13 protein-coding genes are annotated in these 13,253 nt (G+C 59.7%); 2 read left to right on the top strand and 11 right to left on the bottom strand.

From position 1 onward, the window contains the following. Window positions 1-2: 2 nt before the first annotated feature. The 5 genes from AC1D35_RS27010 to AC1D35_RS27030 all read right to left on the bottom strand — a co-directional run bounded on the left by AC1D35_RS27010 (window position 3) and on the right by AC1D35_RS27030 (window position 5,514). Window positions 3-938 (bottom strand): carbohydrate ABC transporter permease, encoded by a 936-nt coding sequence (locus tag AC1D35_RS27010; protein WP_113508237.1) that lies wholly within the window; start codon window positions 936-938, stop codon window positions 3-5. 94 nt (window positions 939-1,032) lie between these two features. After that, the gene (locus tag AC1D35_RS27015; RefSeq protein ID WP_113296802.1) at window positions 1,033-2,292 is read right to left on the bottom strand and encodes an ABC transporter substrate-binding protein; all 1,260 of its coding nucleotides are present in this window, start codon (window positions 2,290-2,292) and stop codon (window positions 1,033-1,035) included. A gap of 36 nt (window positions 2,293-2,328) precedes the next feature. Continuing rightward, complete coding sequence (locus AC1D35_RS27020) at window positions 2,329-3,495, bottom strand: PLP-dependent transferase (protein ID WP_477940977.1); 1,167 nt, start codon at window positions 3,493-3,495, stop codon at window positions 2,329-2,331. Further along, window positions 3,492-4,214, bottom strand: coding sequence for a FadR/GntR family transcriptional regulator (locus AC1D35_RS27025; RefSeq protein WP_113296804.1), 723 nt, complete (start codon window positions 4,212-4,214; stop codon window positions 3,492-3,494). The genes AC1D35_RS27020 and AC1D35_RS27025 overlap by 4 nt, the downstream gene beginning before the upstream one ends. Before the next feature lie 253 nt (window positions 4,215-4,467). Next, on the bottom strand, window positions 4,468-5,514 hold the full coding sequence (locus AC1D35_RS27030; protein WP_477940980.1) for a LacI family DNA-binding transcriptional regulator: 1,047 nt from the start codon (window positions 5,512-5,514) through the stop codon (window positions 4,468-4,470). A gap of 160 nt (window positions 5,515-5,674) precedes the next feature. Here AC1D35_RS27030 and AC1D35_RS27035 point away from each other — a divergent pair, with 160 nt between their 5' ends. Further along, complete coding sequence (locus AC1D35_RS27035; protein ID WP_113307884.1) at window positions 5,675-6,943, top strand: extracellular solute-binding protein; 1,269 nt, start codon at window positions 5,675-5,677, stop codon at window positions 6,941-6,943. A 19-nt stretch (window positions 6,944-6,962) separates the two neighbouring features. Then, entirely contained in the window at window positions 6,963-8,615 is a 1,653-nt protein-coding gene (locus tag AC1D35_RS27040; RefSeq protein WP_477940983.1) for an acyltransferase, read from the top strand. A gap of 103 nt (window positions 8,616-8,718) precedes the next feature. On the opposite strand, the gene AC1D35_RS27045 is transcribed toward AC1D35_RS27040, so the two are convergent. From AC1D35_RS27045 to msrA, 6 genes are all read right to left on the bottom strand, one after another. Continuing rightward, a complete protein-coding gene (locus tag AC1D35_RS27045; RefSeq protein ID WP_477940984.1) occupies window positions 8,719-9,069 on the bottom strand; it encodes a YidB family protein in 351 nt (116 codons plus the stop codon). Between the two features lie 66 nt (window positions 9,070-9,135). After that, on the bottom strand, window positions 9,136-9,630 hold the full coding sequence (locus AC1D35_RS27050; RefSeq protein WP_477940986.1) for a hypothetical protein: 495 nt from the start codon (window positions 9,628-9,630) through the stop codon (window positions 9,136-9,138). Window positions 9,631-9,978: 348 nt separating this feature from the next. After that, on the bottom strand, window positions 9,979-10,707 hold the full coding sequence (queE, locus tag AC1D35_RS27055; protein WP_477940988.1) for a 7-carboxy-7-deazaguanine synthase QueE: 729 nt from the start codon (window positions 10,705-10,707) through the stop codon (window positions 9,979-9,981). Continuing rightward, a complete protein-coding gene (gene queD, locus AC1D35_RS27060) occupies window positions 10,704-11,060 on the bottom strand; it encodes a 6-carboxytetrahydropterin synthase QueD (protein ID WP_477940989.1) in 357 nt (118 codons plus the stop codon). The genes queE and queD overlap by 4 nt, the downstream gene beginning before the upstream one ends. Beyond that, the gene (gene queC / locus AC1D35_RS27065; protein ID WP_477940991.1) at window positions 11,060-11,770 is read right to left on the bottom strand and encodes a 7-cyano-7-deazaguanine synthase QueC; all 711 of its coding nucleotides are present in this window, start codon (window positions 11,768-11,770) and stop codon (window positions 11,060-11,062) included. Before queC ends, queD begins: the two co-directional genes overlap by 1 nt. A 489-nt stretch (window positions 11,771-12,259) precedes the next feature. Next, window positions 12,260-12,772, bottom strand: coding sequence for a peptide-methionine (S)-S-oxide reductase MsrA (gene msrA / locus AC1D35_RS27070; RefSeq protein WP_113307891.1), 513 nt, complete (start codon window positions 12,770-12,772; stop codon window positions 12,260-12,262). Between the last annotated feature and the right edge of the window lie 481 nt (window positions 12,773-13,253).

The following is a 13,253-nucleotide window of genomic DNA, read 5'->3' on the forward strand; positions in this document are numbered from 1 at the left end:
GCTCAATCCTTGGCAAGCAGGCTCTGCCGCAGCAGGATGATCAGCATGGAATAGGCCAGAAGCAGCACCAGCAGCACCAGCGCAATCGCCGATGCATAACCGAAATCGAGGCGCCTGAAGGCCTGGGTGAAAATATAGCTCGCAACGATCTGCGTCCGATCCGCCGGTCCGCCGCCGGTCATGACGACGATCAGATCGGCGAAGTTCGAGATCCAGACGGTCCGCAGCATGACGGTGATGGCGATGGTCGGGGCCAGGAACGGCAGGGTAATCGACCGGAAGCGCTGGAACCAGTCTGCACCGTCGATGGAGGCCGCCTCATAAAGATCGCGCGGAATTGCCTGTAGCGCAGCCAGCAGCGTAATGGCGAAGAATGGAATGCCCCACCAGACATTGGCGATGATCGGGCCCCACATCGCATATTGTGGATCAGAGAGGATATTGCCCGGCTCGCTCATCAGTCCGAGAGCAAAAAGCCAGTGCGGGATCGGCCCGATGACCGGGTTGAAGAGCCAGGCCCAGTTCAAGCCGGCCAGAAAGGATGGCACCGCCCAGGGCAGGAACACCAGCGCCTGGATGACACCCCTGCCCCAGAAAGGCTTGTCCAGCAGCAGGGCAAGGACCAGCCCGAAAAAGAATTGCAGGACGACCGAGGCACCGGTCCACCAGAGCGTGTTCCGCAACGCGCCATAAAAGGCCTTGTCTTGGGAAAGCTCCCGGAAATGCTCTATCCCGACGAAGCCGCCGGAGAAAGGATTGAGAAGCTGGATATCACGGAAGGCATAGGAAACGCCGACCGCCAGCGGCACCAGCATGACCGCGATGATCAGGATCAGCGACGGCGCACTGTAGAGATAAGGCTCCGAGGCGTCGGCGAGGCGGCGCAGCCATGGCCGACGGTCGTGGCGTAACTCGAGCGTATGGGCGGTGATGGTCATTAACCCGATGCTTTCCCTCGCGACGCTTCAGGGCGCCGTCTGTCGTTAGATGAACGGCGGCGGAAGATTTCCGCCGCCGTTTCAGTATCTTGCCTTACTTCTTGGCTAGGAACTTCTGCTGAGCCTTGGTGAGGTAATCGGCCCACTGATCGGCAAGATCCTTGGCGGAGATATCGCCCAGCAGCGCCTGCTGAGAGGTCTTGATCGCCAGGGAATCCTTGAAGAACGCAAATTCTTCCAGGTAGGTCGGCATGACCGTCGGGACGGTATCCTTGTCGGCCAGTTCCTCGAACCAGCCCTTGAACTGGTCACCGGCGTAGAAGGGATCCTTCTCGGCTGCCGTATAGGCCGGCAGAGCGCCAATCTTCTTGTTCCACTCGATGTTGCCTTCTGGACCTTCGAGGGTGGCGATCAGCTTCCAGGAGAGATCCTTGTTCTGGCTCGTCGTGAACATCGACCAGCCGCCGTAGCCGATGGTCGGGTAAGATTTGCCGGCTGGACCCTTCGGCAGCGGCATAACGCCGAAATCTTCCTTCTTCATCCGCTCGGCAATGGCGATCAGTGCATCCGGATCCTGGTCGAGGAAGGCGCAAGTACCGGAATAGAAGCCGGCGACGACTTCGTTGAAGCCCCAGTTGACGCTATCCTTCGGCGCATAGCCCTTCTTGTAAAGATCGACCATCCACTCGATGCCCTTTGCCCAGCCTTCGCTGTTCATCGTCGAGGTGCCGTCTTCCTTGAAATACTTGTTGTCGCCGGCCATGGAGGCCGCAAAGATCATCCAACCGTTCAGGCCGCCCGGACCGCCGCGCATGCAGTAGCCGTATTTGCCAGACAATTTGGAGACGGCTTCGGACGCCTTGGTGAAATCCTCCATCGTCTTCGGCGGTTCTTTGACGCCGGCTTCTGCAAGCAGCTTCTTGTTGTAGAACATGGCACGCAGATAGAAGCCGTAGGGCAGCATGTACGCCGTATTCTTGACGTCGCGGCCGAGCTCGAGCGCGCGCGGCGTCAATTCCTTGGTGTGTTCCCATTTCTCGAGATAGGGCTCCAGGCTTTCCAGCATGCCGTTATTGGCATAGAGCGACAGCCACGTATCGGGCATTTCCATGACGTCTGGCACATCGCCGGCCGAGACCATGGTCGCGAATTTCTGGAAGGCTTCGTTCCAGGGTAGCGAGATGATGTCGACCTTGGTGCCGGGATTGGCGGCTTCGAACTTGCCGACGATCGACTTCAGTGTCTCGGTGCGCTCGGGGCTGGTGATGACTTCGACGAGCTTCAGCGTCGTGTCCGCGAAAGCCGTGCCCGCCATCATCGTGGCGAAGAGTGTCGAGATGATAAGCTTTTTCATTTTTGGTTCCCCTCCGTAGTTGTTGTGAGGTTTCGGTTAAGAGGCGACGGAAATCGCCTCCTCGATATCCCTCCACAGCGCCTCGGTTCCTTCGAGGCCGATATGGAGGCGCACAGATCGCGGGCTGATGCCGAAGGCTTGCGCCGAATTCGGCTGTGCCTTCTGCTGCAGCACAACTTCGCCCGGTACGATCAGGCTTTCATGTCCACCCCAGCTTACACCCAGTTTGAAAAGCTTGAGGTGATCTGCGAAGGCTCTGATATCGATGCCCTCGCGGAATATGAAAGAGAAGAGGCCCGACGTACCGTTGAGGCCGGCGGGCAGGCGATTGGTAAGGCCCGGATGACAGACCTGCTCGACAACGTCGAGCGCCTGCAGGCGCTGCGCGATCGTCGTGGCCGCTGCCTCATGCGCCCGCATGCGCAAAGGCAAAGTCCGCAAACCGCGGATCAGCAGCCAGGCATCGAAGGGCGACAGCTTGYCGCCGAGATAGGGATAGGATTCGGCCTTGATGCGGGCGATCATCTCCTTCGAGCCGGCAACAACACCGGCAACCACATCGCTGTGGCCGCCGAGATATTTGGAGGCTGAATGGATGACGAGATCGACGCCAAGCGTTATCGGCCGCTGGAAGAACGGGCTCGCCCAGCTGTTGTCGATCATGGTGACGATCCCATGCTTTCTTGCGAGCGCGGCCAGCGCGCCGACGTCATGGGCTTCCATCACCCAACTCGTCGGGCTTTCCATATAGAAGACCTTGGCGCCCGGCAGCGCCTTGGCGACAGCCTCCTCGTCGCGGCCATCGACATAGGTCACTTCGACCTTCATGCGCTTCAGGATCGTGCCGAACAGACGGAAGGCATCGGGATAGACATGCTTGACGGCGACGATGCGGTCGCCCGGCTCCACGAAGCTAAGCACCGCCGACGAGATCGCCGCCATGCCGCTTGCAAAGCCCAGCGCATCCTCGGCGCCTTCGAGCTTTGCCAGCATCTCCTCGAACATGCGCACGGTCGGGTTGAGACCGCGCGTATAGATCGGCCGCACCTTTTCGCCGCGATAGGAAGCGATCATGTCGTCATAGTCGGAAAAGGTGAAAAGCGAGGTCTGGAAAATCGGCGGAACGACGGCTTCGGCGAAGTTGCCTTCGTCATGGGCGGTGATCAGCGAAGCAAGGTCGAACGGTTCGAGGCCGTCAGTCATCGGGACATTTCCTTGATGTCTTCCTCGACCACGTCGAGGATTTTCAATGTCTCACGCCGCGCCGCCTCGGTGTCCTGGGCGGCGATGGCATTGAAAAGGGTTCGGTGAAAGGGGAAGGACCGGCGGGCGAAATCCTGCCTGTCGAAAGGATGCGTCCAGAAACGCTCGAAGGTCTCGCGCATCTGTTCGAGAAGCTGGCGGAACAGGGGATTGTGGGTGGCGTCGTAGACGGCGAGGTGGAAAGCGAGATCTTCCGGTCCGGAAGCGCCTTTGGCGATATGCACCCGTTCCATTTCATCGAGCTTTTCCTCGATGACGATGAGGTCCTTCGCCGTGCGCCGCCTCGCCGCGACCATGCCCGCCTCGCATTCGATACCGCGGCGAACCTCCAGCGTCTGCAGCAACACATCGCGCAGATGCGGCGTCTCGAACGACAGCGGCATATGAATCGTATCTCTGGAAACCGGTTTCAGCAGGTAGGTTCCGCTACCCTTGCGCGTCTCAATGACGCCGAGCGCCTGAAAATGCCGGATCGCCTCGCGAATGGTGGAGCGCCCGACGGCAAGTGCGGCCATCAGCTCGCGCTCCGCCGGCAGGCGGTCGCCCGCCTGAAGCCGGGCATCCTCGACATAATGTGCCAGCGCATCGGTCACCTGACGCGCGCGGTCCATCGCCGGAAGCGGCCGGATTACCGGCCTGTCGCTACCATTTGCCTTCATGGTTCCCCAAGTTCTTGTCTAAGGCAGCCGACCTCAAAATTGGTCTGACATCTTAGCATTTCTCAAAGATTATTCGCCGTCAAGGCGGTATTTGCTCCCTATGGTTCTCTGGTGTTAAAGCGGATATGCCTACTTATTCGGCCGCCTTATTTCCAGCTTCCGCTGTCGGCGATAACGCCATATTCGAGCTTGGCGATTGGCACGGCACAGCGCGCGATATGACGGCTTAATAGGAGCGCGAGATAATCCACACCTACTTCTGCGAACGAAGATAATCCCGCGGAGGACCGACAGTCCCGCGCTCGATGATCCTGACGGCCATTCCAATACGCCGCACCCTCGCCTGGCTGTTGAGCGCACGTTCCCTCAGCATTTCCCATCCGACGCGACCAAGCTCTTCGCGTTCGATCCTCAATGTCGTCAAAGCTGGATTGCTGTGCTGGGCGATGGAGATGTCATCCATGCCGATGACGGAGTAGTCGCGCGGAATGCTGCTGCCCCGCGCGCGAAGCGCGTCGATCACGCCGAGCGCCATGATATCGTTGCTGCAGACGAAAGCAGTCGCCTTCGCGTAGCGACCTTTCTGCATCGCGTCGGTCAAGGCATTCACCATGCCGGGCTCCAGGACTCCGGCCGCCATAAGGTCGAACAGATGCCTATCGGGATCGATCGCGATTCCAGCCTCCTGCATCGCATCACGGAAGCCGTCGAATCGTTCCTTGAGCGAGGTCCGGAATAGCCGGCTGACATGCACGATCTCCGTGTGGCCTTCCGACAGAAGCCGGGTGGTCGCCAGCCAACCCGCGGACCTGTTATCGGGAAGAACGCAGGAAAGACGCATCGTCCTATCGATCCCATTCAGGATGACGGCAGGCGCATGACTTCTGACAACCTGTTCGATCAATACCGGATGGTCGAGGCCGACAAGAAGCAGACAGGCGCCGTCGTCGGCAACCAGCCTTTCGACATTGACGCTGCCGGTTTCAATATCAGGTGTCATCAGGTGCACCTTCGCCAGCACGCCTGCTTCCTTGGCGGCGTCCAGCGCCCCTTGAATGACCCCTTCATAGAACTGCGAGTTCAGGTAGAGGGCTGCCGTCGTCACGACCGCGACACCGGATGGAAAGGCGTCGGCGACATCGGCTGTCTTGTGCTTGTAGTCAAGACGGGCGGCCGCTTCCAGGATGCGTTCGCGGCTTTCGTTTCCAACCCCGGACCTGTTGTTGAGAGMCTTTGACACCGAGGCGATGGAAACGCCTGCGGCTTCGGCAATGTCAGAGATTCTCGATCTGCGTGTCATCAGGGTTCTCCTCGATCGAGATTTATCACGGGCGGTCCGGCGCTGCCATACAGCGTAGAAATTTTCGCTAATTACGAAATTTTTCTTTCCAGCATCATTTTTTCGTCTATCGTTGTCCTGTCGCCGCATCAAGCGGGCGGCATTGACCTGGGAGGGGAAGATGCTGAGACGTAGAGAGTTTATGGCGAGCGCCATCGCCGCGGCGCTGATCGACATTCCTGGCGCACGTGCCGCCGAGGAATCTCTGAGAGTATTCTGGTGGGGAAATCCCGACCGTGCAAAACGGACCGGCGAGGTCATCAAGCAGTTCGAAACGTCAGCCCCCGGCGTGACGTTCACCGGTCAGGTCGCAACGTCGGACTATTGGGTGAAGCTGAGCACGATGGTGGCCGGCCGCAACGTGCCCGACGTCTTCGCTCTGGAACCTGTGACCTTCGCCGATTATTCCCGGCGTGGCGCCACTCTTGACCTGACTCAGTTCCACGACAGCGTTATCAAGTCACAGGACTTCTCACCCGGCGCGTTGGATCTCGGCACCGTGGATGGCAAGCTGACCGGCATTCCGACGTCCCTGAACGCCGCTGCCCTGATGGTCGGCAAGACGGCGCTGGAAAAGGCCGGCGTACCGGCACCCACAGCGTCGACGACATGGGAGCAGTTCAAGACGATCTGCACGGACTTCAAGAAAGCTTCCGGCTCCGGCAATCTCTTCGCGGTGAGCAATGGCGCCCGGTATAGTTTCGTATTCGAAGTCTGGCTGCGACAGCGCGGAAAGGCACTCTTCACGCAGGATGGCCACCTCGGCTTCGAAGAGGCCGACGCCGCTGAATGGTTCGACTACTGGGATCAGATGGCAAAGGCCGGCGGCTGTGTCACCGCCGACATCCAGGCTCTCGACAAGGGAAATATCGAGACCAACCCCGTGGCGAGTGGCAATGCCGTCATGGCCTTTGCCTATTCCAATCAGCTTGCGGGCTATACCGCGCTCGCAAAATCCGAGATGACCATCGGCTCTCTTCCGGTACAGGACGCCGCAGGTCGCTCGGGGTTGTTTTACCGGCCCTCGACGCTATGGTCGATATCGCCCTGGTCGAAGTCGCCGGAGACGGCAGCCAAGTTCATCAACTTCTTCGTCAACGACGCAAATGCGGGACATGCTCTCGGAACCGAGCGTGGTGTTCCTGTCAATACGAAGATCCAGGGCGACGTCGCGGCGACCGGCGACAAAGTGTCAAAGCAGACGATTGATTACATCGTCTCGTTGAAGGAGAGGGTTGGGCCGTATCCGCCGGCAATACCGATCGGCGCGGCCGAGTTTTCTCAGCAGGTTCTGACGGCGACCGCCGACAGCCTGGCCTTCGCGCAGATAACGCCGTCCGACGCCGCCAAACAGCTCATGTCGGAAGGCAAGCGCATATTCGGCGGCTGAGCCGCCCCGAGGACGAGAGATGGATCAGGCCAATAATCCGAACGCGGCGCTGGAAGACCGGGAAGAAGCGCGCAGACTCCAGTTCCTGCCTTGGGAGCATATCGCTTCCGACCTGCGCCATCCGGCTCATCTCGAGCGCAAGGCAGAGCTTCGCAGGGCCTGCGGGGCCGAGCTCGGCGACACGTCCTACATCGCCGAGCATGCCGCCGTCTTTACCGATCGCCTGAAGATGGGCGAGCGGTCATGGATCGCCGGCCACGCGCTTGTCAGAGGCGATATCACTCTGGGAGACGATTGCACCATCAACCCCTATGCCTGCATTTCGGGTAGAGTGACCTGCGGCAACGGCGTTCGGATCGCATCGCACGCCTCGATCGTCGGCTTCAACCATGGCTTCGACGATCCCACCGTGCCGATCCATCGCCAGAAGGTAACGACTGCCGGAATCACGATCGGCGACGACGTCTGGATCGGGGCCAATGCCGTCGTCCTGGATGGGGCCGTCATCGGCAGCGGCGCGGTGATTGCTGCCGGCGCGGTCGTGGCTGGAGAAATCCCGCCACTGGCGATCGCGGGCGGYGTGCCCGCACGCGTCATCCGCCTCAGGGGCGGGACCCCTCAGTCGTCGGGCGTCGGAAGTGTCGAAGACTGCCTGCAAAAACTCGGCAGCAAGGCGCAGGATCAATGGCGTGATATCCTCAAGCGATGGAAGACAGCCGACGCCTATGAATCGCTGGAAGCGGATGGCGTGCAGCGACCCGCAGCGCGGCATCTGTGTGACGCAATCGAGATCGCGGCAGGCTTCGGGGAATTGCCACCAGGGCTGGATCGATCGCAGACAGTCGAGCGGCTCCAAAACCTGCAGGACGGCGAGACCGGCCTCTTTCCGGAGCCGAATGCGCATCGGGCAGGGACTAAGCTCAGGGACGACCCGAAGGCGTTGTATAACGTGCTCTCCGTCGGCTACGCTCTTGAAGTTCTCGGATCTCGTCCACCTCATGCCATCCGGGCCGTCCAGCTCGACGCCGACGAGCTCGATCGGTGGCTCGCAGGCCTGCCGTGGAAGACATCCGCCTGGAGCGCCGGCAGCGTGGTCGACGCCATTGGCACGGCGATGTATTTCAACGCGAGGTATTTCGACGTGGAGCAGCCTCGGCACGCCTTGTTCGACTGGCTGACACGGAACGTCGGTCGCACGACCGGCCTGTGGGGCGAGCCGACGGCGGCCGAAGGATGGCTGCAGCCCGTCAACGGCTTCTATCGGTTGACGCGTGGCACCTACGCCCAGTTCGGCATTCCACTTCCGGACGCGCAGAAGTCCTTCGAAACCGTTGTCCTGAACTACCGCAATCACAAGGGTTTTATCGGCGCGGAATATACCGCCTGCAATCTGCTCGACACGATCCACCCGCTCCTCCTTATCGCGAGGCAAACCGACTATCGGCGACGCGACGGCGAGGATATCGCCCGCAAGATCATATTCAGAGCTTTGGAGCGATGGCAGGACGGCCAGGGATTCCCGTTCGCCGATGGAGCCGTTCCGAGCCTGCAGGGAACCGAGATGTGGCTTTCCGTCATCCACCTGGCGGCGAACTACCTCGGCGTTGCCGATTGTTTTTCCTTCGTGCCGAAAGGCGTCCATCGCACCGAGACGGTCGGCCTCGGCCTCTGAGAACGCCAATCTCGCTGGGCCTCGCGGCCCTCACGCAATAAAACTCCAGCCGCAATCGGCGGCTGACAACAAAAAGCAATCCTGCATCGGCCGCAGCAGGCGGTCAGGATGTCTGCAAGGCGCCGTTGGGGCTGGCCTGATCGACGGCAGCGGGCAGGTGTTGCGCCAGGATATTGGCGACCTGGTCGGCCGGCACGCCGAGCCGCTGGGCGATATTGCCAAGATACTCGCTGGACAGCGCAGAACGGATCTCGTCCGGGGTGATCGGCATGTTGTCGCCACGGCCGAGCCAGGAGTTGACGCGTGGACCGAGACCGGCCTCGTTCAATTTGGCGACGACGCCGTCAAGCCCGCCGAAATCGGTGAAGGCGTCCGACATCAAGCCGCTGAGGCCGCCCGGATGACTGTTGATGTCGTTACCGAGGAGGCTGCCGATATCGTCGAAGAAGCTCATCACATCCTCCTTGCATGGCGATGAGGCGCCACATCGCCGCGGCGCCCCTCCACACGTTGCGAGATCTCAGGATTTGAGCTTGCTGTTGCAGATGCTGTAGTAGCCGCCGCCTTTCTTGATCCAGGTCAGGCCATTCAGGCTGTTGTTCGCCTTGTCGGCATTGTACTGATCGAGACAGGTATGCATCCGACCCTTGCCGGGCGTCTCGCTCGCATATTTTGCATCAACCTTGGTCGGGAAGACCACGCCCTTCGGGACCGCGACCTTGGTGGGCGCGGGCTCGGCGGCATTTTCCGTATTGGCGGTCGTCGGCTCGTCGGTTGCAGCCGGCTTTGCGGGCGTCGCTGCGCCGGGCTTTACCGGCGTTGCTGCAGCAGTATCGGCTCCGCATTGCGCCTTGCGGAAGTCGTTCCATTTCATGCCGTTGAGACTATTGGCTGCCTGCGCTGCTTTATATTTGGCACTGCAGTCCTGCATGGTCATCGCATCGGCGCTTGATGCGGCAATGAAGGCGCCGAGCCCAAGTGCCGCGGCGACCGCCAGGGAAGCAAATCTGTGCATGTTTTCCTCCTCCGATTTGCATGGCGCACGGGGGTATGCGCCATACCGGATGCATCGAGAGTTTCGGCACCCGGTCGAGCAAAATCGCGGAGCAATAAGGTCAATTTAGCGGCAGCTCACGGACTGCTACCCCATGCCGCAGGCAATGCTAAAATAAGCCTTTGCCCCGGACTTTCGCGCCGGATGAGAGAATAAAAAAGGGCCTGCTCAAGCTTCCGATCGCGGAGAAGCGGTCGAAGCCTCCGAGCGCCTGCAGGTACCAATGGGCGCCACGATCCCTCGGGAGGACCGGCGTCAGATCGGCACTCCTGCTCCTGCGCGGCAGGCCTTGACCTTCCTCAAAGGTGATCACACACCCCGCATGTTTCCCCAGAGCAGGACATGGAGCTGCGGAAGAACGCGCGCATCGAACCACCGGTCCGAGGTGACCCTGTCGACCAACCAGCGCATGCGGTTGAGAATTCCTTCGACGTCGATCGATGGCTCGTCACCCACCGGCGGCGTGTGATTGCCGGGTTGCAGGAAGATCGGAAGCTCTTTGAAGTCTTTCGCAACAGACCTTGCAAACGCATAGTCGTCTTCATCGAAGATGACGATCTTCATTGCGATCCTCGGACCATTGCGAGCCGCCGTCACGCAGTCCCTCAATTCGTCAGGGTTGAACACCATACGGCTGGACGGTGGTTTGGGACTGAGGATCAAATGATCCAGCGCTGCAAACCAATCCTGCGCAATTGACCCCTGCGTTTCCAAGGCGAATTGATAGCTATCGCGCTTTCCTCGAGCAATCAGCGGCCCGAGCGGCTGGATCGCCGGGTTTCCACCAGACAGGGAAATCGTCAGGGGACAGCCTTGAGAGAGCGATTCCACGTTCGACCAGATATCGTCGACCGACATTGGCGTCCACTCGTCGCGGAAGGCGCTGTCGACCGCATGCATRGTATCGCACCATTCGCAGCGATAGTCGCAGCCGCCCGTTCTGACGAAAACGGTCGGAACTCCCATGAGCGGCCCTTCCCCCTGGATCGTCGGCCCGAAGATTTCGCTGATGCGGATCTTTTGCTCCCTGCCTGTCATGGGCGATATTCCGCCCATGTCTTCGGGGTCTCGCTTACCCTGACAGCGGAGGTTTCCGGCAGGCGCTGCTTGCACCAGTCGTAAAAGTGCCTGGCGAGCCATTCGGACGTCACCCGGTCATGGCCCAACGCATCGTTGAGGTGCCGATGATCGAAGGTTTCATCGATGTATCGCTTGAGCGGCGAAAGCTCGTGATAATCGCGGACAAAGCCATCCTCGTTCAATTCTGAGGCCGCAAGCTCGACCTCGACGATGTAGTTATGGCCGTGCAGACGCGCGCACTGATGGTCATCAGGAAGGTGGGATAGCTGATGCGAAGCGGAAAAATGGAACTCCTTGGTGATCCGGTACATCACTTTGCCTCTTCTGCCTTGGACCCAGCCGTCGCAGTGATCCAGAAATCCGGATCGTCATAAACGGTCGAATCCTCGACGCCGGCGAGATGGAAGGCTTCGCGGCGTTCGACACATGTTCCGCATCTGCCGCAATGGAGATCACCGCCTTTGTAACAAGACCATGTCTCTTCAAAAGGCGTCAGGTGCTTCGCACCATCAGCGACAATATCGGCCTTCGTCGCGTTCACATAGGGAGCGATCAGCCTGACGTCGGCGTATCCCTCAAGGGCACGCTGTTGCATCGCCTCGAATGCCGAAATGAACCCGGGCCGACAGTCGGGGTAGATGAAGTGATCCCCGCCATGGACTGCAATTGCTACGGCGTCTGCGCGACGAGCAGCAGCGAGCCCGAACGCGATCGACAGCATGATGGCGTTGCGGTTCGGCACGACCGTCGCCTTCATCGTCTCCTCGGCGTAGTGGCCGTCAGGAACCTTGACATCGTCCGTGAGGGCCGAGCCCGTCAGGTGCTTGCCCACGTTCGATATGTCTATGATGTCGTGTGGCACATCGAGCCTTCGCGCGCAAAGAGCTGCGAATTCCAGCTCTTTGACGTGCCGTTGACCGTAGTCGAAGGAGATGAGGCCGATAAGTTTGCGGTTCGCCGCAATCTTGTAGGCAAGCGAAATGGAGTCGAGTCCGCCTGAGCAGACGACGAGTGTTTTCATCTTTGGGATCCCTTGTTTTGTTGAACCGGGTGGGCTGCGACCGGTTAGCGGGGCACCTACTAAACTTCTGACGTTGGGATGTCTAGTCACTTTGCCGGCGGCAACCGACGACGTCGACCCGTCCGCACTGGACACGCGCCCCCTCCAGCTAGAGGCAGGTTGCGGCGGCTTTCAACTCGGCATGCGGTATCGGACCGAGACGAGCGGGTAATGTCCTATCTTCCATCAGGCTTCGAAGAGCAGAAAAGCCCCTCAGTCCAGACGCTTGCGTGGTCTCAATCGCGAAGCCGCTGCGGCGCCAGCGATTGCGTCTGCGCATAGGCGAGCGGCGAACGATTGCTGGGCAGGTTTTCGGCGGATAAATGCACGATCTCCGGCGGGCCTGTGGTGCGGCTGCCTAGCTCGGATCGAACGGTTTAAAAAGAAAAGCGGCGGCCGAGAGGCCACCGCTCATGAGATCGGGTCAATTTGACGAACTGAAGAGCGAGCTTAAGCGACGTTTGCCTGCCGCTTCGGCAATTTCCAGCCGGGGCGGGCAAAATGGCATGTATAGCCATTCGGAATGCGCTCGAGATAATCCTGATGCTCCGGTTCGGCTTCCCAGAAATCGCTGACGGGAACGACTTCCGTCACGACCTTGCCTGGCCAGAGGCCGGAAGCATCCACATCGGCGATCGTATCTTCAGCCGTCCGCCGCTGGTTTTCATCCGCATAAAAGATTGCCGATCGATAGCTCGCACCGATATCATTGCCCTGCCGATTACGGGTCGACGGATCATGAATCTGGAAGAAGAACTCCAGGATATCGCGATAGCTCGTCTTCTGCGGATCGAAGATGATCTCGATCGCTTCGGCGTGATTGCCGTGATTGCGGTAGGTGGCGTTGGGCACTTCGCCGCCCGAGTAACCGACACGCGTTGAAACGACGCCAGGCAACCGGCGAACAAGGTCCTGCATTCCCCAGAAGCAGCCGCCAGCAAGTACCGCACGTTCTGTTGTCATAGAGATGTCCTTTCCAAATGCGCGAGGTGGACGGAAATCGTCAGCTGCGCTTCGCTGACGCCTATATGGGTATCAGTCCCTTGTATCGCCAGCCCACGCTGGATGCCTATGAGGTATTCGCCTGCGTCAATGCCTTCCAGAGGCAATGGCGATATCGTTCCAAATGGCTCGCATATCCGTAGGGCAAATGCGAGGGCTCAGCCAGCCAATTGGCAGCCGTACCATGCGAACTCGCGCATGACCGTCGAAGGCAAGCGGGGCGCCGAGATCTCTCGGACATATCCCCGGCGTCCAGCAATTTGCCCCGTTCGCTGCCTCATTTCCAGAAAATGCGATTGACGGGCCGGGAAGGTCAAAGCACTCTAGGGTTAAAACCCAATCAAACTATTGATTAAATTATCTCTGTATGATTCACTTCGGTAATAGTGGGAGTTTGAATCATGGCAGGAGAATTCTGGCTTGATGACCGACAGTGGGCGGT

The sequence above is a fragment of the Rhizobium sp. P1_E6 genome, assembly GCF_056405875.1.

Excerpts from the sequence above, each read along its gene's own strand:
- queD (WP_477940989.1), bottom strand. The coding sequence starts at position 11,060 with ATGTACCGGATCACCAAGGAGTTCCATTTTTCCGCTTCGCATCAGCTA.
- AC1D35_RS27010 (WP_113508237.1), bottom strand. The coding sequence starts at position 938 with ATGACCATCACCGCCCATACGCTCGAGTTACGCCACGACCGTCGGCCA.
- AC1D35_RS27045 (WP_477940984.1), bottom strand. The coding sequence starts at position 9,069 with ATGAGCTTCTTCGACGATATCGGCAGCCTCCTCGGTAACGACATCAAC.
- queC (WP_477940991.1), bottom strand. The coding sequence starts at position 11,770 with ATGAAAACACTCGTCGTCTGCTCAGGCGGACTCGACTCCATTTCGCTT.
- msrA (WP_113307891.1), bottom strand. The coding sequence starts at position 12,772 with ATGACAACAGAACGTGCGGTACTTGCTGGCGGCTGCTTCTGGGGAATG.
- AC1D35_RS27015 (WP_113296802.1), bottom strand. The coding sequence starts at position 2,292 with ATGAAAAAGCTTATCATCTCGACACTCTTCGCCACGATGATGGCGGGC.
- AC1D35_RS27035 (WP_113307884.1), top strand. The coding sequence starts at position 5,675 with ATGCTGAGACGTAGAGAGTTTATGGCGAGCGCCATCGCCGCGGCGCTG.
- AC1D35_RS27025 (WP_113296804.1), bottom strand. The coding sequence starts at position 4,214 with ATGAAGGCAAATGGTAGCGACAGGCCGGTAATCCGGCCGCTTCCGGCG.
- AC1D35_RS27050 (WP_477940986.1), bottom strand. The coding sequence starts at position 9,630 with ATGCACAGATTTGCTTCCCTGGCGGTCGCCGCGGCACTTGGGCTCGGC.